Genomic DNA, 22,640 nt, shown 5'->3' with positions numbered 1-22,640 from the left:
GAGCTGGAAGCGGGCATGGCCGGTCAGCGCCCCGAGCTGTATCAGCGCTTTCTATCCGAGGTGCGTGACTACGTGCGTCTGGCGGATGAGCTTGGCTACGCAGGCTACTGCCAACCTGAGCATCACCTGCAGATCGAGGGTTTTGAGATCAACAACCATCCCGGCATGTTCAGCCTCTATGTGGGCCTGCATTCCAAGCGGATGAAGGCCGGCATCATGGGGTACACCCTGCCGACCCATAACCCGGTGCGCATCGCCGAAGAAATCGCCACCCTTGACCATATGCTCCAGGGGCGGCTGATGGTCGGTTTCACCCGTGGTTACCATGCGCGCTGGGTCGACTCCTATGCCGCGCGCCCCGGTGTCAGCGCCACTACGCCGGACAACGCCAAGGCCCGCGACGAGCAGGATGCGCTGAACCGCGAAGTCTTCGAGGAGTCGCTGCAGGTCATCAAGAAAGCCTGGGCCAACGACGTGTTCAGCCACAAGGGCAAGCACTGGGAGTTCCCGCCAAATGGCGGCTCTGCCGGTCACCCGGCCTACGCCAGCATGGGCAAGGGCATGGATGCCGATGGCATCGTGCGCCAGATCGGGATTGCGCCGAAGTGCTACCAGAATCCCCATCCGAAAATTTACGGCGGCTTTGCCGGCAGCATGCGCACCGTCGACATGTGGGCGCGGGAAGGCGGCAAGCCGATCGTCCTGGCCGCCGACCTGGACTTCTGCGATGCCCTGTGGAACCGCTACGCCGATACCGCCCGCCAGCATGAGCGCGAAGTTGCCCGCGAGGATGTTGCCGCCTGGGGTGGTTTCCTGATGCTGACCGATGACAAGGACAAGGCCAAGCAGTTGATGGCTGAGCACAAGTGGTTTTGGGACAAGTGGTTCATCCCGTTCGGCCAGAAAATGCCGAACGTGCTGATCGGCTCGGCTGACGACATCGCCGAGCAGATCGGCCGCGCGCATGACCGCCTGGGCTTCAACGAACTGTTCCTGATGTTCGGTCAAGGCCACCTGGACCCGGAGCAGAACAACGAGGAGCTGGAAAAGTTTGCCAGCCTGGTGGCCCCGCGGTTCGCGACCAAGGATGCCGAAGGGACCTTGGCTTAAGTGATTGCATGGCCGGTATGCCTGGCACGCCAGCCCGACAAGGTAAACAAAAACAAGAGGTAACGACTATGCAATGCGGTTTTTTCCATACTCCCTATAACCTTCCGCACCGCACTGCGCGGGAGATGTTCGATTGGTCTCTCAAACTGGCACAGGTCTGTGATCAGGCGGGGTTTACCGATTTCATGATCGGTGAGCATTCGACCCTGGCTTGGGAAAACATTCCCTGTCCGGAGATCATCATTGGCGCCGCAGCGCCGATCACCAAGAATATCCGTTTTGCGCCGATGGCCCACCTGCTGCCCTATCACAACCCGGCCAGTCTGGCGATTCAGGTTGGATGGCTGTCACAGATTCTCGAAGGCCGCTATTTCCTTGGCGTGGCGCCCGGTGGACATCACACCGATGCCATCCTGCACGGTTTCGAAGGCATTGGCCCGCTGCAGGAACAAATGTTCGAGGCGCTGGAGCTGATGGAGAAGGTCTGGGCACGCAAGCCTTTCATGGACAAGGGCAAGTTCTTCCAGGCCGGATTTCCGGGGCCGGATACCATGCCCGAATACGATGTGGAAATCGCCGACAACAGCCCTTGGGGTGGCCGCGAGGCATTGGAAATCGCCGTTACCGGTCTGACCAAAAATTCCTCGTCGCTGAAGTGGGCGGGTGAGCGCAATTACAGCCCGATCTCCTTCTTCGGTGGTCATGAGGTCATGCGCTCGCATTACGACACCTGGGCCACAGCTATGCAGTCCAAGGGCTTTACCCCGGAAGCCTCGCGCTTCCGTGTGACCCGGGAAATCTTCATTGCCGACTCCGATGCCGAGGCCCGCAAGCGCGCTAAGGCCAGCGGCATGGCCAAGACCTGGGAGCACTACCTGTTCCCGATCTACAAGAAGTTCAATCTGTTCCCGGGGATCATCGCCGATGCCGGTGTGGATATTGACCCCAGCCAGATCGACATGGACTTCCTTGCCGACCACGTCTGGCTCTGCGGCTCGCCGGAAACCGTGACGCGCAAGATCGAGGCAATGATTGAGCGGACTGGCGGCTTCGGTCAGGTCATCGTCAACTCGCATGACAATATCGACAATCCGGAACCTTACTTCGAGTCGCTGCAGCGCTTGGCGCAAGAAGTGATACCCAACGTCAAGACATCCTGAGAATGAAAGGCTAGGTGGTGGTTACCTCCGCCAGACTTTACTAGTTATAACAGAGGTATGTGGCACCGCCGATCAAGTTTCCCTGATCTGGCTGTGTCGATCCCAAACTAATGGCTGCCGCTTGGCAGCCATTTTTTACTGCTCATATTATTCGACTGACAAGGAACTCAGGCATATGTCTTGCAATGATATGTTGGGGTTGTTTTCCGTTGCCGGTAAAACAGTATTGGTTACAGGTGGGGCCAAGGGTATTGGTGCAATGATTACCCGCTGTCTGGTGGTGGCAGGCTGCCGGGTGCTGGTCGCTGGACGCGACAGTGCTGCGGCAGACAGTCTGAACCATGAATTGGCGGAGTACGGTGGTTTCGAGTTTATTGAGTGTGACCTTGTGCGCGATGATCATCTGGCTGATCTGTTTCGCACCGTGCGGGACCGCTGCTCCCAACTGGACGCACTGGTTAACAACGCCGGTGTATTTCATGCGCCGCCACTGGGCTCTGTCACTGAGAAAGACTGGTCTGCGGTGATGAGCCTCAACCTGCAGTCGCCGTTTCTGCTGATCCAGGCGCTGTGTCCCCTGCTGGAAAAGGCCGGCACAGCTGATGATCCGGCACGCATAATCAATATCGGTTCAGTGGGTGGCATTCTCGGGAAAAGTTACGGCGGCGCCTATGCCTATGGTTGCAGCAAGGCTGCCATTCATCAGCTTAGCCGCACGCTGGCATCAGATTTACGTTCGCGCAATATCAATGTCAACGCCATTGCCCCGGGCTACTTTCCAAGTGACCTGACTGCGGGGGTCATCGCTGATGCTGAGATTGAGCGCGCCGTGCTAGATGGTATACCTGCTCATCGCTTTGGCAGTGCGACTGATATTGGCGGCACCGCCATCTATTTGATCTCTCGTGCAAGTGCCTATCTCACCGGGTCGGTTATTGCCCTGGACGGTGGTCTGGCGGTTGCCCCTTGAACCTTGCAAGTTCCACACACTGATTATCAGTGTCCTGTTTTCTTCCTGAGACGGAGGTGCGTGGAGGTTGATGTTTTATATCCGGATTGCTCCCTCTAAAAAATTGATTAATCTTTTATTGAGAACAAAGCGTCAAGTACTATATCGACCATTTTTTCTTGTAATACTGGATATCTTTCCTGCTGTTCATTTCTTTTGCTCGACGTAAAACAAACAGTTCCCAAGGTACCTATCCAGAGCAGTTGGACTGCCTCATGAGCGGGGCAATTCAGGATACCTTCGTCATATAGCCGCGATAGGTCGTTCTCTACCGTGCGTAGCGTTTCCGCAACAGTGGCCGGAGGCTCGCCAGCAAGGATTTGTTGGATAACTATCCTGCACATGAGCGGCTCTTGATGAGCAAAGTGATTGAAAGCGCCCCAGCCGTTTCTCAACCCCTGTTGGGGGCCACGCTCTTTCGCCCCCTGTAGATAGGCTTCAGCCACTTGTTCATAGGTTTCATCAATGGCAGCCCGGTGCAGTCCTGCAAGATCGCCGAAGTAATGATAGATCGTTGGTGCGCCAACCCCGGCCAGGGCGCAGATCGCGCGTGAACTCGCCCCTTCGCGTCCCTCGGTACTCAGCAAGTGCCGAGCTACCTGCAGCAGACGCTTCTTTACCTCAAGAGTGTCGCTACCGCGATCCTTTATGCTGCGAGAAACCACCGATTTCATGTAACCAACCTGTGCATAAAATTCAATTAAATTCCCGAGCCGATCTGGAATAACACCTGAGAAAACAAAGGTATTTTTCGGGCTCTCGCTCTGTTCGAGGGATTATCGGCACCAAGCACAATCCAGGAACGATAGGGTTCCAGCTTAGCGAATGTCGGGATAACAAGCATCAAAAATCTATCAACGCGAAGGTTGACTGGCGTCTATAACGCCGTTATATTCGCAATTGTTGGCATCTGCCCGTAGACACAGGCGAATGCCCCGCCCCTTGCCTATTACCCATCTAGAGGAGATAAAAATTATGGCAATGGAAACTGGTTTGATCTTTCATCCCTACATGCGTCCTGGTCGGACAGCCAAGCAAACCTTTGACTGGGGCATCCAGAGTGCCGTGCAGGCGGACAGCGTCGGTATCGATTCGATGATGATTTCCGAGCACGCCTCTCAAATCTGGGAAAACATCCCCAACCCTGAACTGCTAATCGCCGCTGCAGCCCTACAAACCAAGAACATCAAGTTTGCGCCCATGGCTCATCTGCTGCCGCATCAGCATCCGGCCAAGCTGGCGACCATGATCGGCTGGTTGTCACAGATTCTGGAGGGCCGCTATTTCCTCGGTATTGGCGCTGGCGCCTATCCTCAGGCCTCCTACATGCATGGTATTCGCAACGCGGGTCAGTCCAACACGGCCAGCGGTGGGGACGAAACCAAGAACCTGAATGACATGGTGCGTGAATCTCTGTTCATCATGGAGAAGATCTGGAAGCGTGAGCCATTCTTCTATGAGGGCAAATACTGGGAAGCGGGTTATCCAGAAGAGCTTGAGGGGGCAGAGGGTGATGAGCAGCATAAGTTGGCCGATTACAGCCCTTGGGGGGGCAAGGCACCTGAGATCGCGGTAACCGGCTTCAGCTACAACTCGCCGTCCATGCGCCTGGCCGGTGAGCGGAACTTCAAGCCGGTTTCGATCTTCTCTGGTCTGGATGCGCTGAAGAAACACTGGGAAGTCTATTCCGAAGCAGCCATTAATGCGGGCCATACCCCGGACCGTTCACGTCACGCGGTATCCCACACCGTGTTTTGTGCTGAAACCGATAAGGAAGCCAAGCGCTTGGTCATGGAAGGGCCGATCGGCTACTGCTTCCAGCACTATCTGATCCCGATCTGGCGTCGTTTCGGCATGATGGACGGCTACGCCAAGGACGCAGGTATCGATCCGGCTAATGCTGATCTTGAGTTCCTGGTGGATCACGTCTTCCTGGTCGGTTCGCCCGATACCGTGAAGGAGAAGATCAATGCGCTTTTTGAAGCAACAGGCGGTTGGGGTACGCTACAGGTAGAAGCGCATGATTACTATGATGATCCGGCGCCCTGGTTCCAGTCTCTAGAGTTAATCGCTAAAGAGGTCGCTCCCAAGATTGCGCTTCCTAAGCGCTGAGCATTATGCATAGCAGCCAATCTTGATCGTGCCCCCTGACACTTTGGTCAGGGGGGCGTTTCGCTATTTGTTGCCGCACCTCCCGAAATGGATAGAGGGTAAGCGCGTAAACCAGATCGTCAAAGTCAGCTTCGGGTTAAGGCCGAGTGAAAACAGGGAACTCTGGAACCAGAGCTTCCTTGTTTTCACTCGGCCTGGGCCGAAAGCGGACGCACATGAGTGGCTGATTTAGCCAGAACCTGCTGTTACAGCTTCTTGGCTATTCGAATACACAATGGCACCCGAAGTGGCGTTTGATATTTGCAGGACTTCAGGGATGAACAGGCGCTTCCTTGCGCCATCCCCAATGTAGCTCCCTTCTTGTTACTCCTGTGGCCCAGAGCCCCTGGGGTCCTATGGTCTTGCCCGTGCTGCTAACGCCATCCGTGGATGGCCAGCGCCGCAGCCTCCCCAGGCTGCGGCTCTGCACCGTATCGGTGCATCCGTTTCAACATTCAGTGAAAAAGTTTCAGTGCTTGTTGAAAAACTACGTGACCCGGAATCAATCCCAGCTCAGCGCACCGCCAGTTTGGTACTCAATAACTCGCGTCTCGAAGAAGTTCTTTTCCTTCTTCAGGTCCATGATTTCGGACATCCACGGGAACGGGTTGGTGGCGCCCGGGTATTCCTCTTTCAGGCCGATCTGGGTCAGTCGGCGGTTGGCGATGAACTTGAGGTAGTCCTCCATCATCGCGGCGTTCATGCCCAGTACGCCGCGCGGCATGGTGTCGCGTGCGTATTCGATCTCGAGCTGGGTGCCCTGGAGGATCATCTGGGTCGCTTCGTCCTTCATCTGGGCATCCCACAGGTGCGGGTTCTCGATCTTGATCTGGTTGATCACGTCGATGCCGAAGTTCAGGTGCATGGATTCGTCGCGCAGGATGTACTGGAACTGCTCGGCGGTGCCGGTCATCTTGTTGCGGCGGCCCATGGAGAGGATCTGGGTGAAGCCGCAGTAGAAGAAGATGCCTTCCAGTACGCAGTAGTAGGCGATCAGGTTACGCAGGAACTGGCGGTCGGTCTCCGGGGTGCCGGTCTTGAACTCGGGGTCGGAGATCGAGCGGGTGTATTTGAGGCCCCAGGACGCTTTCTTCGCGACGCTCGGAATCTCGTGGTACATGTTGAAGATTTCGCCTTCATCCATGCCCAGGGACTCGATGCAGTACTGGTAGGCGTGGGTGTGGATCGCCTCTTCGAAGGCCTGGCGCAGGATGTACTGGCGGCATTCGGGGTTGGTGATCAGGCGGTACACGGCCAGCACCAGGTTGTTGGCAACCAGGGAGTCGGCGGTGGAGAAGAAGCCGAGGTTGCGCATCACGATGCGGCGCTCGTCTTCGCTGAGGCCGTCCTTGCTCTTCCACAGAGCAATGTCGGCGTTCATGTTCACTTCCTGGGGCATCCAGTGGTTGGCGCAGCCATCCAGGTACTTCTGCCAGGCCCAGTCGTACTTGAAGGGTACGAGCTGGTTGAGGTCGGCACGGGCGTTGATCATCTGCTTGTCGCCAACCTGCACGCGCGCGGCGGAGCCTTCGAGGTCGTCCAGGCCTTCCTGGATGTCGAGGGCGTCCAGGGCTTTCTTGGCGCGGGCGACGGCGTCGGAGTCGTCGGCCGATACGGCGCGGGCGTCTTCAACGGAGCCGGCGGCTTCGTCGTCGAGCTTGTCGATGGCTTTGGCGGCGGCCTGGGCAACGGCGGGGGCTGCCTTGGCTTCGGTGGGGTCTTCTTTGTCGAATTCGTCCCAGCTGAGCATGTTCCTCTCCTGGTTTGGCGGGCCGGTCTGTGCTGGCCTGGGTGTTTGGGTGCGTGGGTGGATGCACGCAAAAGCGTTTTATCCAGGACAGGGCGGTGAATTGCTCTGGCCTGTGCTCGCCCGATCTGTGGGCGGAGCTGTTGGTGTTCGGTACCGCTTTGCCCTCTCCCCCGGCCCCTCTCCCTGAAGAGGAGAGGGGAGGGACGGTGTATCGGTCGAGCGTGGTGCTGGGCGAGTGACCGCTAGGCGCCCGGTTGGCTGGAGCCCCTGAGCGTACTTCAGTACGTGATGGGGGCCGGCCAGCCGGGCAACAACGCGGGCGCCGCTCAGCGACGCGCGCTTATTGGCACGCTTCGCAGTCGGGGTTGTCGATCGAGCAGGCCTTCGGGACCGGAGCCGGTGCCGGAGCGGCTTGCAGGCTTTCGTCGATGGCAGCGGACACGGCGTTGAGCTTGCCGGTGTTGATAGTCGACTTCTCGGTGCTGGTGGCGGCCAGGGCACGGAGGTAGTAGGTGGTTTTCAGGCCACGGTACCAGGCCATGCGGTAGGTCACGTCCAGCTTCTTGCCCGAGGCGCCGGCGATGTAGAGGTTCAGGGACTGGGCCTGGTCGATCCACTTCTGGCGGCGGCTGGCGGCGTCGACGATCCACTTGGTCTCGACTTCGAAGGCGGTGGCGTACAGGTCTTTCAGGTCTTGCGGGATGCGCTCGATCTGCTGCACGGAGCCGTCGTAGTACTTCAGGTCGTTGACCATGACCGGGTCCCACAGGCCGCGGGCCTTGAGGTCGCGTACCAGGTAGGGGTTGATCACGGTGAACTCGCCGGAGAGGTTCGACTTCACGTAGAGGTTCTGGTAGGTCGGCTCGATGGACTGCGATACGCCGGTGATGTTGGCGATGGTCGCGGTCGGCGCAATGGCCATGATGTTCGAGTTACGAATACCTTTCTGTACGCGCTCGCGCACCGGGGCCCAGTCCAGGGACTCGGTCAGGTCGACGTCGATGTACTTCTGGCCACGGGCCTCGATGAGGATCTGCTGGGAGTCCAGCGGCAGGATGCCCTTGGACCACAGCGAGCCGTCGAAGGTCTCGTAGGAGCCGCGCTCGTCGGCCAGGTCGCAGGAAGCCTGGATGGCGTAGTAGCTCACGGCTTCCATGGACTTGTCGGCGAACTCGATGGCCGCGTCGGAGCCGTAGGCGATGTGCTGCAGGTACAGGGCGTCCTGGAAGCCCATGATGCCAAGGCCGACCGGACGGTGCTTGAGGTTCGAATTGCGAGCCTGCGGAACCGAGTAGTAGTTGATGTCGATAACGTTATCGAGCATGCGAACGGCGGTCTTGACGGTCTTCTCGAGCTTGGCGGTGTCCAGCTTGCCGTCGACTATGTGGTTGACCAGGTTGATCGAGCCCAGGTTGCAGACTGCGATCTCGTCCTTGTTGGTGTTCAGGGTGATCTCGGTGCACAGGTTCGAGCTGTGGACCACGCCCACGTGCTGCTGCGGGCTGCGCAGGTTGCACGGGTCCTTGAAGGTCAGCCACGGGTGGCCGGTCTCGAACAGCATGGAGAGCATCTTGCGCCACAGGTCCTTGGCGGCGATGGTCTTGTGCAGCTTGATCTTGCCGTAGCCGGCCATGGCTTCGTAGTACTCGTAGCGCTCTTCGAAGGCCTTGCCGGTCAGGTCGTGCAGGTCCGGTACTTCGGAGGGCGAGAACAGGGTCCACTGGCCATCGTCGAACACGCGCTTCATGAACAGGTCCGGAATCCAGTTCGCGGTGTTCATGTCGTGGGTGCGGCGGCGGTCGTCACCGGTGTTCTTGCGCAGCTCGATGAACTCTTCGATGTCCATGTGCCAGGTTTCGAGGTACGCGCAGACGGCGCCCTTGCGCTTGCCACCCTGGTTCACAGCCACCGCGGTGTCGTTCACCACTTTCAGGAAGGGGACGACGCCCTGGGACTTGCCGTTGGTGCCCTTGATGTAGGAACCCAGTGCACGTACCGGAGTCCAGTCGTTGCCCAGGCCACCGGCGAATTTCGACAGCATGGCGTTGTCGTGGATCGCGCTGTAGATGCCCGACAGGTCGTCCGGCACGGTAGTCAGGTAGCAGGACGACAGCTGCGGACGCAGGGTGCCGGCGTTGAACAGGGTCGGGGTCGAGCTCATGTAGTCGAAGGACGACAGCAGGTTGTAGAACTCGATGGCGCGTTCTTCTTTCTGCTTCTCTTCGATGGCCAGGCCCATGGCCACGCGCATGAAGAAGACTTGCGGCAGTTCGAAGCGGATGCCGTCCTTGTGGATGAAGTAGCGGTCGTACAGGGTCTGCAGGCCGAGGTAGGTGAACTGCTGGTCACGCTCGTGGTTGATGGCCTTGCCCAGTTTTTCCAGGTCGAAGGTCTTCAGCTGCGGGTCGATCAGTTCGAACTCGACGCCCTTTTCCACGTAGGTCGGCAGGGCCTTGGCGTAGAGGTCGGCCATCTCGTGGTGAGTGGCGCTCTCGGCAACGCCGAGGAAGCCCAGGGCTTCGGCGCGCAGGGTGTCCATCAACAGGCGGGCGGTGACGTAGGAGTAGTTCGGCTCGCGCTCTACCAGGGTGCGGGCGGTCATCACCAGGGCGGTGTTGACGTCCTTCTCGGCCACGCCGTCGTAGAGGTTCTTCAGGGTTTCGCGCTGGATCAGGTCGCCATCGACTTCGGCCAGGCCTTCGCAGGCTTCGCTGATGATGGTGTTCAGGCGGCCCATGTCGAGCGGCTGCAGGCTGCCGTCGGCACGGGTGATGCGGATGCTCGGGTGCGGCTGGGCCACTTCGCCGCTGGCCACGCGCTTGGAGCGCTCCTGGGCGCGCGATTCGCGGTAGATCACGTAGTCGCGGGCGACCTTCTGCTCGCCGGCGCGCATCAGGGCCAGTTCGACCTGGTCCTGGATCTCTTCGATGTGGATGGTGCCGCCGGAAGGCATGCGACGCTTGAAGGTGGCGGTGACCTGCTCGGTCAGGCGTGCGACGGTTTCATGGATACGCGACGAAGCAGCGGCAGTACCGCCTTCCACAGCGAGGAACGCCTTGGTGATGGCAACGGTGATCTTGTCGTCGGTGTAGGCGACGACGGTGCCGTTGCGTTTGATCACGCGCAGCTGGCCGGGCGCGGTGGCAGCCAGATCCTGGTTGGAATCGGCGGCCTGGGGCGCTGCGGCCTGCGGGTTCTCGCGAGTGGTGTCGGTCTGCATGGGGTACTCCATGATCTCTATTTATGTAACGGCGCCCGAGTCGCCTTCATTGCCTTTTCACAACGTCATACGCACGGCTGGGTGCCGGGCGCGAAAACGTGGTGCTACGAGGCTGAAGGACAGGACTCAAGTGCCTTCCTGGCCCTACAAGTCAATCGCCACGGTGTTAAATCCGCCGTGACAACACAATACCTAGTGGTGGACGCTGTTCACGCCACACCTGCTTCCGGCCCCCAGTCACGCTTCTTTGTGTCCTGGGCCGGCACCACTCGCGGATGGCGGATGGTGGGTGATTTACCGCATGTGACGCACCGGTGGTCGGGCTCTGAAAAAGCCTGGAGCGCTTGATTCTAATTGTGTCCGGTGGTACGCCCTCACCCCTATATGTAGGGGTTGGGCTCGATGGGGGTACAAGATAATGCGCTATTGGGGGTATTGCAAGGCGACCCACAACATCTAGCCTGTGGATAAGTTGTGGGTGATTTGTGGGTGACTCTTGAGTAACGGGAGCAAAGCCCCGGTGGCTCTAGGCTCTGCCGTTCGTCGCCGCCGAAATGCCTATTTTCAGGCCTTGCCGAAGCTGCAGAGGGCGTCGCAAGCTAACACAATATGTAGTGTTTTGGTTCGTATGTGGCATGCGCTGTGCTAACGGCTTCGCGTTGCTACAATGCGGGCCCTTTTTCGATGGTCCTGACGCTGTCTGCGGGAGTGCGTGGTGGAGCAAGAAGCCTGGCGAATTCTCATAGTCGAAGATGATCAGCGGCTGGCCGATCTGACGCGCGAATACCTCGAAGGCAACGGACTGCAGGTGGCCATCGAGTCCGATGGCGGCCAGGCGGTGGCGCGCATCCTCAAAGAGCGCCCGGACCTGGTCGTGCTCGACCTGATGCTGCCTGGCGAGGACGGCCTGTCCATCTGCCGCAAGCTGCGCGGCCGCTACGAGGGGCCGATCCTGATGCTCACCGCGCGCACCGACGACATGGACCAGGTGCTGGGCCTGGAGCTGGGCGCCGACGACTACGTGTGCAAGCCGGTGCGCCCGCGCGTGTTGCTGGCGCGCATCCGTGCCCTGTTGCGGCGTAGCGAGGCGGTGGTCGAGACGCCAGTGGTGGAGAACCAGCGCCGGCTGGAGTTCGGGCCGCTGGTGATCGACAACGCCATGCGCGAGGCCTGGCTCAACGAGCGCAGCATCGAGCTGACCAGCGCCGAGTTCGATCTTTTATGGCTGCTGGCGGTGAACGCCGGACGCATCCTGTCCCGCGAAGAGATCTTCAATTCCCTGCGCGGTATCGAGTACGACGGCCAGGACCGTTCCATCGACGTGCGCATCTCGCGCATCCGCCCGAAGATCGGAGACGACCCCATGCACCCGCGCCTGATCAAGACGGTGCGCAGCAAGGGCTATCTATTTGTAAAAGAGGCTGCCGAAGGGCTCGCCTGAACTGCTGCTTTTCGTGGGAGTGAGCTTGCTCGCGAAGGACTCCGCGCCGGGGGCTTTCGCGAGCAAGCTCGCTCCTACGAGTACCATTTTTGAGCGACTGGCATGAACTCGATCTTCCTGCGTATCTATGGCGGCATGCTGGTGACCTTGGTGCTGGTGGCGCTGCTCGGCGTGTTCACCATCCACCAGGTCAACCAGGTGCGCTCCGACCAGTATCGCGAGAGCCTGGCCCGCGGCACCTTCCGCCTGATGGCGGACAACCTTCAGCCCATGAATGAAGTGGAGCGCCGCCGCGCCGTGGTGCTCTGGGAACGGCTGCTGGGCATCCCGCTAGACCTGGTGCCCATGGAAGGCTCGGGGCTGGACAGCAGCGCGCGCAGCCGCCTGGCCCGCGGCCAGGTGCTGGTGGAGGAAACCGGCCCCCATGCGGCACGGGTCTTCAGCCTGGTCAGCGTCGGCGAGCGGTTGATGCTCACGGGCGAGGTGGAGCAGATCAGCGAGCAGCTGGCGAGAGCCACCGTCTACCTGTTGATGGACGAGCTGGTGCGCTTCCCGGTCAATGTGCAGCCGCAGCGTCTTGCCTCCATCAAGGAGAACAAGCAGTTCGGCTTCGACCTGCGGCTGATCCCCTTGAAGGAAGCCGACCTGGACGCCGACCAGCGCCGCCGGGTGGACGAGGGCGATACGGTGATGGCGCTCGGCAAGGATGGCGATTCCATCCGCATATTCGCCGGCATGGTGGACACGCCCTGGGTACTGGAGATGGGCCCGCTGCACCAGATGAACCCCTATCCGCCGCAGATGCTGGTGCTGATCGGCTTCCTCGGCCTGACCCTGATCGGCCTCACCGTCTACTTCCTGGTGCGCCAGCTGGAACATCGTCTGATGGGCCTGGAGAGCGCCGCCACCGATATCGCCCAGGGCAAGCTGGATGCGCGGGTGCCGGCCAAGGGCGCCGACTCGGTTGGGCGCCTGGCTGCAGCCTTCAACGGCATGGCCGAGCAGTTGCAACGGCTGCTGACCCTGCAGCGCGAGCTGATCCGCGCGGTGTCCCACGAGCTGCGCACCCCGGTGGCGCGGCTGCGCTTCGGCCTGGAGATGATCGCCGACGCGGAGAACGAGACGGCCCGACGCAAGTACATGGACGGCATGGACGGCGACATCCAGGAACTGGACAAGCTGGTGGACGAGATGCTGACCTACGCCCGCTTGGAGCAGGGCTCGCCGGCCCTGCATTTCCAGCGGGTTGACCTGGACGCGCTGTTCGACCAGGTGATCGCCGAGCTTTCGCCTCTGCGTGCCAGCGTGCGCATCGAGCGCGGCCGGTGCCTGAACGTCGGCAGTGACGGCGCCTGGGTGGAGGCGGAGCCGCGCTACCTGCACCGCGCCTTGCAGAACCTGGTGAGCAATGCGATGCGCCATGCCGAATCACGGGTCCAGCTGAACTACCAGATCGGCCACAAGCGTTGCCGTATCGACGTTGAGGACGATGGCCCCGGCGTGCCGGAAAGCCAGTGGGAGAAGATCTTCAAGCCCTTCATGCGCCTGGACGACAGCCGCACCCGCGCCTCCGGCGGGCATGGGCTGGGCTTGTCCATCGTGCGGCGGATCATCTATTGGCACGCCGGCCGCGCGCAGATCGGCCGCAGCGAGGCCTTGGGCGGGGCGAGGTTCAGCCTGGTGTGGCCAAGGCGGCAGAGTGAGGCGGAGACTCTGTAGGTGAGATTTTAATGTGGGGGGCGCAGCGGCCGAATGCCGTGCCTCGTATCGTTGGGCTTCGCGTAGCTCAGCCACAACCTACAGGGGCGTTTGTTCTGTGGGGGCGAATTTATTCGCTAAGCAGGCCGAAGGCCTGCCTTGATAGGCCTGGGGGCAGCTTCGCTGCCCTTAGCGAATGAATTCGCCCCCACAAACAAAAGAAGGGAGCCTCAGGCCGGCACCGCCACCAGGCTCAGCAGCCTTTCCTGGAAATGGCAGAAGTGGCCATCCAGCTCCTTTCCCGCCGTCCATTCCGCCGACAGCTCGATCAACAACCGCAGGCGCGCGCGTCCGCTGGTGGCGTCGCTGTCCAGCAGTTCGGCGTCGTGAAAGTAGAAGCGCTTCTGCACCAGAGGATAGAGCGCCTTGAACAGGCTTTCCTTGATGGAGAAGGTCAGGGTGATGCGCTCGGCCTGACGTTCAGGTGTGAGGCCATCTAGCCGTTGTAGCTCGGCTGGGGTCAGGATCTCTTCCGCCAGGCGCAGGGCGCGATCAGCGGCGAGGGGCTCTTCCAGGTCCAGGCCAAGGCCGCGCCACTGCCTGCTGTCGGCGACCAGGGCGGTGGCCAAACCGTGGCTGTGGCTGATGGAGCCGGTTATGTCGGTCGGCCAGATTGGTGCGCGATCTTCGCCCAGGGCGGGCACCTCGGGGCGGCCGGTGAGGGCAAGGAGGGCGGCGCGGGCGCAGAGGCGACCGGCAAGGAATTCCGCCTGGCGCTTGGCCACGGAGCGCCGGATATTGGCGGGCGCCGGGATGGCGCAACGGGGGAAATCGTCGGCGGCGAGCTGTGCCGGATCGAAGCGGCAGGAACGCATCAGCACGCCTGGCAAGATTTCGGCGAAAGGCCAGGTGGCATCGAAGGCACTGCAGCAGGCGGGGTGGTTCGAAGTCATGGCGGCATTCTGCCCGGCGCCGGCGGAATCGGCCAGCGGTGCCGCCGTTTACAAATGTTTGCAAACGGCAAACAAAGCGAAACGGATCGCTGGCCATCCTTTTGCCAGACTAGCCCTGCGTTTCTTCTGGAACGCAGGTGAGGTTGTAGTCTGGAGTTCTGGCAATGCCGGTTCCGGACATTTTCTCTGAATTGAGTGCGGGAGCCTGAATGGGCTCCCGTTTTTTTTGCGCGTCAGTTGGGGGTGAAGCGGTCGGTGCGCCGAAGCTCACCCTACGGAAACGGCTTCAGACCGTGTAAGAGATTTCGTTCAGCTTAGGTTCAAGGAGGGTTCAGGAGCGGTTCAGTGGCTGCCAGGCAATCTGGCTCCGAGTTCAGCCAACTAATCAAACCCTTGAGAGGAACCCCATCATGAACCGTACCTTCAGCCGCATCGCCCTCGCTTCCGCTCTGGCCCTGGCCGCCGCTGGCGCACAGGCTGCCGACACCTTTGTTGGCCTGACCTGGGGTCAGACCAACAATAACATCCAGAAGTCGGATTCGCTGAACGCGAACCTGAACAACCCGAAACTGGACAAGGTCATCCACAAGACCGACACCTGGGGCGTGCGCGCCGGCCAGCAGACTGACGGCGGCCGCTACTACATGACCTACGAGAACTTCTCCGACAGCGACAGCGGCTACAAGCTGCGCCAGCAGAACCTGCTCGGCAGCTACGACGTCTTCGTGCCGGTGGGTGACTACAACACCAAGTTGTTCGGCGGCGCCACCCTTGGCCTGGTCAAGCTGGAGCAGGAAAGCCGGGGCTTCAGCCGCGATAGCAACATCAACTACGCTGCTGGTCTGCAGGCCGGTATCCTGCAGGAGCTGAACAAGAACACGTCCATCGAAGCCGGCTACCGCTACCTGCGGACCAATGTCAGCACCGACCTGGCCGAGCACGGAGGCCCGCGTCTGGGGTCCCTGGACCTGCACAGCAGTGGCCAGGCCTACATCGGCGCCAACTACAAGTTCTGAGTCGCTCAACGCAACCGGCCGGGCCCATGCCCGGCCGCTTCAATGACAGGGAGAACTGCCCCATGAAACTGCTGGTCGTGGAAGACGAGGCGCTGCTCCGCCACCATCTCTACACCCGCCTGGGCGAGCAAGGGCACGTGGTGGATGCTGTGCCCAATGCCGAGGAAGCGCTCTACCGCGCCGCTGAGTACAACCACGATTTGGCTGTGATCGATCTCGGCCTGCCGGGCATCAGCGGGCTGGACCTGATCCGTCAGCTGCGCAGCCAGGGCAAGATCTTTCCCATCCTCATCCTCACCGCTCGGGGCAACTGGCAGGACAAGGTCGAAGGCCTCGCCGCCGGTGCCGACGACTACGTGGTGAAACCCTTCCAGTTCGAGGAGCTTGAGGCGCGGCTCAATGCCCTGTTGCGGCGCTCGTCGGGGTTCGTCCAGGCGACCATCGAGGCTGGCCCGCTGGTGCTGGACCTCAACCGCAAGCAGGCGCAACTGGATGGCGAGCCCGTGGCGCTGACCGCCTACGAATACCGAATCCTCGAATACCTCATGCGACATCACCAGCAGGTGGTGGCCAAGGACCGGCTGATGGAACAGCTCTACCCGGGTGACGAAGAGCGTGATCCCAATGTGATCGAGGTACTGGTCGGCCGACTGCGACGCAAGCTGGAAGGCGGCAGTGGCTTCAAACCGATCGATACCGTGCGCGGCCAGGGTTACCTGTTCACCGAGCGCTGCCGATGAGCTTTCGCTGGCGTCGATTCTTCCGCCCCCTGGGCTCGTCCCTGCGCATTCGGCTGATGCTCGGCGCAGCCGGGATGGCGGTGCTTTTCATGCTGGCGCTGTTGCCGGCCCTGCGTGGGGCTTTCGTCATTGCCTTGGAACAGTCCATCGAGCAGCGTCTGGCGGCCGATGCCAGTGCGCTGATCGCGGCAGCCAGGGTGGATAACGGTCACCTGGAGATGCCCGACAAGCTTCCCGACGAGGAGTTCGACAACCTCGAAGCCAGCCAGCTGGGCTACATCTACGACGGCGAAGGCACGCTGGTCTGGCAGTCCCGCTCCTCGCGGGACGAGCGGCTGGACTACCACCCGCGCTACGACGGCCAGGGCCACGAGTTCCAGCAGGTGGTCGATGCCAGGGGGCGCGAGTTCTTCGTCTATGACGTGGAAATCGACCTGCTGCGCGGGAAGAAGGCCGCTTACAGCATCGTCACCATGCAGCCGCTCAGCGACTACCAGGCCATGTATGACGGCTTTCTCCGCCAGCTCTATTTCTGGCTGGGTGGCGCCTTGCTGGTGCTGCTGGGGCTGCTCTGGTTCGGCCTGACCTGGGGCTTTCGCAGCCTGCGCCGGCTCAGTGCGGAGCTGGACGAAGTGGAAGCCGGAAGCCGCGACAGCCTGAGCGACGAGCACCCCCGCGAGCTGCTGCGCCTGACCAAATCCCTCAACCGCCTGCTGGACGGCGAACGCCGCCAGCGCGAGCGATATCGCAATTCCCTGGATGACCTGGCCCACAGCCTGAAGACGCCGCTGTCGGTGCTGCAGGGCGTCAGCGAAAACATCGCGGCCCGTCCTGGCGACCGCGAACAGGCGAGGGTGCTGCAAGGCCAGATCGAGCGCATGAGCCAGCAGATCGGCTATCAGTTGCAACGCGCCAGCCTGCGCAAGAGCGGCCTGGTACGCCATCGGATCCAGCTGGCGCCCTTGCTCGATACCCTCTGCGATGCACTGGACAAGGTCTATCGCGACAAGCGCGTGCGGGTAACGAGGGACTTTGACAGCGCCCTGATGATCCCCATGGAGCAGGGCGCGCTGCTGGAAATGCTCGGCAACCTGCTGGAGAACGCCTTCCGCCTCTGCCTCGCGGAGATCCGCGTCAGCGCCCGGGTGCAGGACGGCAACTGCGAACTGCGGGTGGAAGACGATGGCCCTGGCGTGCCGGTGGGCCAGCGTGAGCGCATCCTCAAGCGCGGTGAGCGCCTGGATGCCCAGCATCCGGGGCAGGGCATCGGCACCGCAGTGGTGAAGGACATCATCGAGAGCTACGACGGCGAGCTCTTTCTCGAGGACTCGCCGCTGGGCGGGGCGGAGTTCCGGATCCGGTTTCCGTTGCTCTGACCAAATCTGCCGCCCCTGGGCGGCAGCCCCTACAGGTTCATTGCGACTGAAGCGATCAGGCCTCCTGCGCCCGATACGCCCCCGGCGTCAGCCCCGTCCATTTCTTGAAGGCCCGGTGGAAGGCCGAAGGCTCGGAAAACCCGAGCTGCTCGGCGATGTCCTGGATCGACAGCTCGTCCCGGCCCAGGTGGTAGATGGCCAGATCACGGCGCAGGTGGTCCTTGAGTTCCTGGAAGCTCGAGCCCTCTTCCCGCAGGTGCCGGCGCAGGGTCTGCGGGCTGGTGTGCAGGTGTTGCGCCACCGCGTCCAGGTCCGGCCAAGTGCGGCAGTCACGACCGAGCAAGCGGCGGATCTGGCTGGTCAGGGTGTCGCCGCCGTCGGGACGGGCCAGCAGGTCGGCCGGGGAATGTTCGAGGAAATGTTTGAGGGTGCGTTCGTCCTGCAGCAGCGGCATGGCCAGGTAGCGAGCGTGGAAGCGTAAGCCGATGCGCGGGGCGTCGAAGCGGCGGTTGCTGGTGAACAGCAGCTCGTACTCGCTGGCATGGGCCGGCTCGGCGTAGCTGAAGGTGGCTTCCTCCAGGCGGATGCGCTGGCCGATCAACCAGCTGCCCAGGCGATGCCAGATCACCAGCAAGCTTTCCACCAGGAAGTGGTCCGGGTCCTGGAGCAGGGCGTCGTCCACCGTCAGTACGGCGAATTCGCCGTCGCGCTCCAGGGTGATGGGCGGCGCATCGGGGAACAACCCATAGAAGAGGGTGCCCCGGCCAAGGGCCTTTTCCAGGGTGCGGCAATGGATGATGGCGTGACACATCATGGCGAAGGTGCCGCGCTTGCTGGGCTGCAGGCCGAAGCCCATGTATTCGTCGTTCAGCGTTTCCCAGATCACTTGCAGCAGTCGGGCGAACTGTTCGGGCGCCACCCGTGCGCGGGGTTCGTCCAGCAGGGCTGGCTGGATGCCGGCGGCGCGCAGGATGGGCACGCAATCCACGCCCTGGCGGGTGGCGCCGCGCAGGGCGGCACGGACGAAATGGCTGGCGATGGTGCGCTCGCGCATAGGGCTGTTCCGTGGTCCGGGGAGGCCGATGGTAGGTCCCTCGCCAAGGCGGCCACAAGGGTGCGAGTGGCGGAAATCCCCCTGGGGGCTTGGCGGAAATCCGCCAGAGTGGTGTGCCCAGGTATTCCGATTAAATTGTTAACATGTTGATTTAAAAGAGCTTTTATTATTTTCCGGGTTTGGCACAGGGCTTGCGATAGGGACAGTGCCGTCCATTCGACTGGACCGCACAACAACAAAAGTCTCCCGGAAAGGGAGATATGTCGATCACGGTGACGCCAGGCCTTACGGAACAGGTCGGGATCACTCGAAAGGAACACTGCCATGTCCCGCCAACCGTTCTACAAGAGCTTGTACGTCCAGGTCGTTGTCGCCATCGCCATCGGCATCCTCCTGGGCCACTTCTATCCGGAAACCGGTGTCGCGCTCAAACCCCTGGGCGACGGCTTCGTCAAGCTGATCAAGATGGCCATCGCGCCCATCATCTTCTGCACCGTGGTCAGCGGCATCGCCGGCATGCAGGACATGAAGGCAGTGGGCAAGACCGGCGGCTACGCGCTGGCTTACTTCGAAATCGTCTCCACCCTCGCCCTGATCATCGGACTGGTGGTGGTCAATATCGTGCAGCCGGGCGTCGGCATGCATGTCGATCCGTCCACCCTGGACACCAAGGGCATCGCCGCCTTCGCCTCCGCCGGCGAACAGCAGAGCACCATCGCCTTCCTGCTCAATGTGATCCCCAGCACTATTGTCGGCGCCTTCGCCAGTGGCGACATCCTGCAGGTGCTGTTCTTCTCGGTGATCTTCGCCTTCGCCCTGCAGCGCATGGGTGACTACGGCAAGCCGGTGCTGGAGTTCATCGACCGCATCGCCCACGTGATGTTCGGCATCATCAACATGATCATGAAGGTCGCCCCCATCGGTGCCTTCGGCGCCATGGCCTTCACCATCGGCCAGTACGGTGTGGGCTCGCTGGTGCAGCTCGGCCAGCTGATGCTGTGCTTCTACATCACCTGCGTGTTCTTCATCCTGGTGGTCCTGGGCGGCATCGCCCGTGCCCACGGCTTCAGCATCCTGCGTTTCATCCGCTACATCCGCGAAGAGCTGCTGATCGTGCTCGGCACGTCCTCCTCCGAGTCGGCCCTGCCGCGTATGCTGAACAAGATGGAAAAGCTGGGTGCGAACAAGTCCGTGGTCGGCCTGGTCATCCCCACCGGCTACTCCTTCAACCTGGACGGCACCTCCATCTACCTGACCATGGCCGCGGTATTCATCGCCCAGGCTACTGACACTCCGATGGACCTCACCCACCAGTTGACCCTGTTGGCCGTGCTGCTGGTCGCCTCCAAGGGCGCCGCTGGCGTCACTGGCTCCGGCTTCATCGTGCTGGCCGCCACTCTGTCCGCCGTCGGCACCCTGCCGGTCGCCGGCCTGGCGCTGATCCTCGGTATCGACCGCTTCATGTCCGAAGCCCGCGCCCTGACCAACCTGATCGGCAACGGCGTGGCCACCATCGTTGTCGCCAAGTGGTGCAAGCAGCTGGACGAAAACACCCTGCAAAGCGAACTGGCCAGCGGCGGCAAGGCCGACGCGCCCGTCGCCCCGCAAACGGCTGCCTGATCGGCAAGAGCAACAGCGTTCTCCTCCTGGTGAGGAGGATTTCTCAGGCCCGGCCCCCGTAGCCGGGCTTTTTTTTGTCCGCGATTCTCCCTTTGTGGGAGCGATTTCAATCGCGAATGCCGTGTGCGCGGCCTGACCGATTGGGTCAACGCCCCTGAGCGCTTGCGTCATTGAGGGTATTAGGGGCTGGCGCCTAACCTGCGGCACGACTCAGGCCCAGGGAGCCCACTTCATGCAGCGCATTCATTTCGAAACCGAGCACAACCTGTTCCGCGACGCCTTCCGGTCCTTCCTGCAGAAGGAAGTAGTGCCTCACCAGGAAGAGTGGGAGGCCGCCGGCGTGGTCGACCGCAGTGTCTGGCAGAAGGCGGGGGAGATGGGCTTCCTGCTGCCCTGGGCGGACGAGGAGTACGGTGGTGCCGGCCTCAAGGACTTCCGCTACGAGCAGATCATGGCCGAGGAACTGGCCTACATTAACGAGCCGGGCTTCATGATCCCGCTGCATTCCGCCCTCTGTGGCCCCTACATCGCCGAATACGGCAACGCCGAGCAGAAGGCGCGTTTCCTGCCGGGGATCATCCGGGGCGAAACCATCCTCGCGGTGGCCATGACCGAGCCCAGCGCCGGTTCCGACCTGGCGGGCATGCGCTCCACGGCGGTGGACAAGGGTGACCACTTCCTCCTCAACGGTTCCAAGGTCTTCATCTCCAACGGCCTGCTGGCCGACGTGGTGATAGTCGCGGCCAAGACCGACCCGGCGAACAAGCACGCCATGGGCCTTTTCCTGGTGGAGCGGGGCATGGAAGGCTTCGAGCGCGGGCGCAACCTGAAGAAACTGGGCATGAAGAGCCAGGACACCGCCGAGCTGTTCTTCAACAACGTCAAGGTGCCCAAGGAAAACCTGCTGGGCGATGCCAAGGGTGGCTTCTTCTATCTGATGAACATGCTCGCCCAGGAGCGCCTGACCAACGCCTGCGGCGCGGTGGCCGGGGCCGAGGCGGCGCTGCTGACCACCATCGACTACGTGAAGGAGCGCAAGGCCTTCGACCGGCCGGTGGCGGCCTTCCAGAACACCCGCTTCAAGCTGGCCGAGATGCGTACCCAGATAGACGTCGCCCAGGTCTTCACCGACCGCTGCGTGATGGACCACAACCAGAAGAAGCTCACCCCGGAAGTCGCGGCCGAAGCCAAGCTGTTCACCACCGAACTGCTGTGCAAGGTGGTGGATGAGGGCGTGCAGTTGCACGGCGGCTGGGGCTACATGTGGGAGTACCCGATCTGCAAGATGTACGCGAACGCGCGCATCCAGCGCATCTTCGCCGGCACCTCGGAGATCATGAAAGAGATCATCAGCCGCGGCATGAAGCTCTGAGGCGGGCGAGCGGTGCGCATGGCGCACCCTACAAATGTGCCCCGTAGGGTGCGCCGTGCGCACCTTGGACAGACACCATTGAGGCTATCGACATGACCTACGCACGAGGCGCCATCGACGCTTGGGCCCAACTGGCCACCGGCCGCACCCGCGAGCGGATACCCGAGGCCGTGCGCCTGTTCGAGAAGTCCGGCACTACGGCACTGCTCGACAAGGGCCTGAGCCCGGAGGAGACGGTGGCGGAGATGGACCGCGCCGGCATCGACAAGCTGATGCTCAGCGCCTGGTGCCGGCCCGAGCGTTGGGTGAGTACCAATGACGAGGTGGCCGAGTACACCCGCGCCTATCCCGAACGCTTCGTCGGCGTCGCCGCGGTGGACATGAGCAAGCCCATGGCCGCCCAGCGCGAGCTGGAGAGGGCGGTGACCGAACTGGGCTTCAAGGCGCTGCGGGTGGTGCCCTGGCTGTGGAAGCTGCCGCCCAACCACCGGCTCTACTATCCGCTCTATGCCAAGTGCATCGAGCTGGACATTCCCTTCTGCACCCAGGTCGGCCATACCGGACCCTTGATGCCTTCGGAAACCGGCCGGCCGGTGCCTTACCTGGATGAGGTGGCGCTGGACTTTCCGGAGCTGCGCATAGTCGCCGGGCACATCGGCCACCCCTGGACCGAGGAGATGATCGGCGTCGCCTGGAAGCACGACAACATCTATATCGACACCTCCGCCTACCTGCCGCGCTACTACCCCCAGGCGCTGCTGCAGTACATGAAGAGCTACGGCCAGGACAAGGTGCTGTTCGGCAGCAACTTCCCGCAGCTTTCGCTTTCCCGCTGCATGGAGCAGGTGGCCGAGCTCGACCTGACGGCCGATGTGCGCGAGAAATTCCTCCACGCCAATGCGCGGAAGGTCTTCAAGCTCTAGAGTAGCGGGCCATCTGGCGTCGAACCGATAACAACAATAAGAGGACT

General features: G+C 61.6%; 17 protein-coding genes. 12 read left to right on the top strand and 5 right to left on the bottom strand.

All coding sequences use genetic code 11. The features are described from left to right. The 3 genes from E8F12_RS27510 to E8F12_RS27500 all read left to right on the top strand — a co-directional run. The coding region (locus tag E8F12_RS27510; protein ID WP_280328377.1) for an LLM class flavin-dependent oxidoreductase at nt 1–1,110 on the top strand (1,110 nt) is incomplete at its 5' end. Nucleotides 1,111–1,118: 8 nt separating this feature from the next. Next, nucleotides 1,119–2,270, top strand: a complete 1,152-nt coding sequence (locus E8F12_RS27505; protein WP_280328376.1) for an LLM class flavin-dependent oxidoreductase — start codon at nt 1,119–1,121, stop codon at nt 2,268–2,270. 175 nt (nt 2,271–2,445) lie between these two features. Then, nucleotides 2,446–3,240: an SDR family oxidoreductase gene (locus E8F12_RS27500; protein ID WP_280328375.1), complete on the top strand. Its 795-nt coding sequence runs from the start codon at nt 2,446–2,448 to the stop codon at nt 3,238–3,240. Between the two features lie 107 nt (nt 3,241–3,347). On the opposite strand, the gene E8F12_RS27495 is transcribed toward E8F12_RS27500, so the two are convergent. Continuing rightward, entirely contained in the window at nt 3,348–3,953 is a 606-nt protein-coding gene (locus E8F12_RS27495) for a TetR/AcrR family transcriptional regulator (protein WP_280328374.1), read from the bottom strand. 301 nt (nt 3,954–4,254) lie between these two features. On the opposite strand from E8F12_RS27495, the gene E8F12_RS27490 reads away from it, so the two are divergent. Beyond that, on the top strand, nt 4,255–5,391 hold the full coding sequence (locus E8F12_RS27490; protein WP_280328373.1) for an LLM class flavin-dependent oxidoreductase: 1,137 nt from the start codon (nt 4,255–4,257) through the stop codon (nt 5,389–5,391). 541 nt (nt 5,392–5,932) lie between these two features. Here the strand turns inward: E8F12_RS27490 and E8F12_RS27485 are convergent. Both E8F12_RS27485 and E8F12_RS27480 read right to left on the bottom strand, forming a co-directional pair. After that, a complete protein-coding gene (locus E8F12_RS27485; RefSeq protein ID WP_280328372.1) occupies nt 5,933–7,180 on the bottom strand; it encodes a ribonucleotide-diphosphate reductase subunit beta in 1,248 nt (415 codons plus the stop codon). 340 nt (nt 7,181–7,520) lie between these two features. After that, on the bottom strand, nt 7,521–10,400 hold the full coding sequence (locus tag E8F12_RS27480; RefSeq protein WP_280328371.1) for a ribonucleoside-diphosphate reductase subunit alpha: 2,880 nt from the start codon (nt 10,398–10,400) through the stop codon (nt 7,521–7,523). A gap of 715 nt (nt 10,401–11,115) precedes the next feature. On the opposite strand from E8F12_RS27480, the gene E8F12_RS27475 reads away from it, so the two are divergent. Both E8F12_RS27475 and E8F12_RS27470 read left to right on the top strand, forming a co-directional pair. Then, nucleotides 11,116–11,841, top strand: coding sequence for a response regulator (locus E8F12_RS27475; RefSeq protein WP_280328370.1), 726 nt, complete (start codon nt 11,116–11,118; stop codon nt 11,839–11,841). A 102-nt stretch (nt 11,842–11,943) separates the two neighbouring features. Next, the gene (locus E8F12_RS27470; protein ID WP_280328369.1) at nt 11,944–13,560 is read left to right on the top strand and encodes an ATP-binding protein; all 1,617 of its coding nucleotides are present in this window, start codon (nt 11,944–11,946) and stop codon (nt 13,558–13,560) included. A gap of 209 nt (nt 13,561–13,769) precedes the next feature. Here the strand turns inward: E8F12_RS27470 and E8F12_RS27465 are convergent, their stop codons facing one another. Then, nucleotides 13,770–14,492: a 4'-phosphopantetheinyl transferase superfamily protein gene (locus E8F12_RS27465; protein WP_280328368.1), complete on the bottom strand. Its 723-nt coding sequence runs from the start codon at nt 14,490–14,492 to the stop codon at nt 13,770–13,772. A gap of 410 nt (nt 14,493–14,902) precedes the next feature. Between E8F12_RS27465 and E8F12_RS27460 the strand changes: the two genes are divergently transcribed. The 3 genes from E8F12_RS27460 (at nt 14,903) to E8F12_RS27450 (ending at nt 17,624) form a co-directional block, all read left to right on the top strand. After that, nucleotides 14,903–15,508, top strand: coding sequence for an outer membrane beta-barrel protein (locus tag E8F12_RS27460; RefSeq protein WP_280328367.1), 606 nt, complete (start codon nt 14,903–14,905; stop codon nt 15,506–15,508). Between the two features lie 62 nt (nt 15,509–15,570). Further along, nucleotides 15,571–16,248: a response regulator gene (locus tag E8F12_RS27455; RefSeq protein WP_280328366.1), complete on the top strand. Its 678-nt coding sequence runs from the start codon at nt 15,571–15,573 to the stop codon at nt 16,246–16,248. Next, on the top strand, nt 16,245–17,624 hold the full coding sequence (locus E8F12_RS27450; protein ID WP_280328365.1) for an ATP-binding protein: 1,380 nt from the start codon (nt 16,245–16,247) through the stop codon (nt 17,622–17,624). Before E8F12_RS27455 ends, E8F12_RS27450 begins: the two co-directional genes overlap by 4 nt. Before the next feature lie 55 nt (nt 17,625–17,679). Here the strand turns inward: E8F12_RS27450 and E8F12_RS27445 are convergent, their stop codons facing one another. Then, nucleotides 17,680–18,678, bottom strand: a complete 999-nt coding sequence (locus E8F12_RS27445) for an AraC family transcriptional regulator (protein ID WP_280328364.1) — start codon at nt 18,676–18,678, stop codon at nt 17,680–17,682. A gap of 324 nt (nt 18,679–19,002) precedes the next feature. Here E8F12_RS27445 and E8F12_RS27440 point away from each other — a divergent pair, with 324 nt between their 5' ends. The 3 genes from E8F12_RS27440 to E8F12_RS27430 all read left to right on the top strand — a co-directional run bounded on the left by E8F12_RS27440 (nt 19,003) and on the right by E8F12_RS27430 (nt 22,593). After that, nucleotides 19,003–20,298, top strand: coding sequence for a dicarboxylate/amino acid:cation symporter (locus E8F12_RS27440; RefSeq protein WP_280328363.1), 1,296 nt, complete (start codon nt 19,003–19,005; stop codon nt 20,296–20,298). Nucleotides 20,299–20,530: 232 nt separating this feature from the next. Continuing rightward, the gene (locus E8F12_RS27435) at nt 20,531–21,670 is read left to right on the top strand and encodes an acyl-CoA dehydrogenase family protein (protein WP_280328362.1); all 1,140 of its coding nucleotides are present in this window, start codon (nt 20,531–20,533) and stop codon (nt 21,668–21,670) included. Between the two features lie 92 nt (nt 21,671–21,762). Continuing rightward, complete coding sequence (locus E8F12_RS27430) at nt 21,763–22,593, top strand: amidohydrolase family protein (RefSeq protein ID WP_280328361.1); 831 nt, start codon at nt 21,763–21,765, stop codon at nt 22,591–22,593. The last annotated feature ends 47 nt before the right edge of the window (nt 22,594–22,640 follow it).

The organism is Pseudomonas sp. BN102, assembly GCF_029871245.1.
Classification (GTDB): Bacteria; Pseudomonadota; Gammaproteobacteria; order Pseudomonadales; family Pseudomonadaceae; genus Metapseudomonas.
The sequence above is the reverse complement of the archived record's forward strand: the minus strand, read 5'-3'. Positions and strand labels throughout refer to the sequence as shown.

Excerpts from the sequence above, each read along its gene's own strand:
- E8F12_RS27505 (WP_280328376.1), top strand. The coding sequence starts at position 1,119 with ATGGCCGGTATGCCTGGCACGCCAGCCCGACAAGGTAAACAAAAACAA.
- E8F12_RS27500 (WP_280328375.1), top strand. The coding sequence starts at position 2,446 with ATGTCTTGCAATGATATGTTGGGGTTGTTTTCCGTTGCCGGTAAAACA.
- E8F12_RS27495 (WP_280328374.1), bottom strand. The coding sequence starts at position 3,953 with ATGAAATCGGTGGTTTCTCGCAGCATAAAGGATCGCGGTAGCGACACT.
- E8F12_RS27490 (WP_280328373.1), top strand. The coding sequence starts at position 4,255 with ATGGCAATGGAAACTGGTTTGATCTTTCATCCCTACATGCGTCCTGGT.
- E8F12_RS27485 (WP_280328372.1), bottom strand. The coding sequence starts at position 7,180 with ATGCTCAGCTGGGACGAATTCGACAAAGAAGACCCCACCGAAGCCAAG.
- E8F12_RS27480 (WP_280328371.1), bottom strand. The coding sequence starts at position 10,400 with ATGCAGACCGACACCACTCGCGAGAACCCGCAGGCCGCAGCGCCCCAG.
- E8F12_RS27470 (WP_280328369.1), top strand. The coding sequence starts at position 11,944 with ATGAACTCGATCTTCCTGCGTATCTATGGCGGCATGCTGGTGACCTTG.
- E8F12_RS27465 (WP_280328368.1), bottom strand. The coding sequence starts at position 14,492 with ATGACTTCGAACCACCCCGCCTGCTGCAGTGCCTTCGATGCCACCTGG.
- E8F12_RS27460 (WP_280328367.1), top strand. The coding sequence starts at position 14,903 with ATGAACCGTACCTTCAGCCGCATCGCCCTCGCTTCCGCTCTGGCCCTG.
- E8F12_RS27455 (WP_280328366.1), top strand. The coding sequence starts at position 15,571 with ATGAAACTGCTGGTCGTGGAAGACGAGGCGCTGCTCCGCCACCATCTC.
- E8F12_RS27450 (WP_280328365.1), top strand. The coding sequence starts at position 16,245 with ATGAGCTTTCGCTGGCGTCGATTCTTCCGCCCCCTGGGCTCGTCCCTG.
- E8F12_RS27445 (WP_280328364.1), bottom strand. The coding sequence starts at position 18,678 with ATGCGCGAGCGCACCATCGCCAGCCATTTCGTCCGTGCCGCCCTGCGC.
- E8F12_RS27440 (WP_280328363.1), top strand. The coding sequence starts at position 19,003 with ATGTCCCGCCAACCGTTCTACAAGAGCTTGTACGTCCAGGTCGTTGTC.
- E8F12_RS27435 (WP_280328362.1), top strand. The coding sequence starts at position 20,531 with ATGCAGCGCATTCATTTCGAAACCGAGCACAACCTGTTCCGCGACGCC.
- E8F12_RS27430 (WP_280328361.1), top strand. The coding sequence starts at position 21,763 with ATGACCTACGCACGAGGCGCCATCGACGCTTGGGCCCAACTGGCCACC.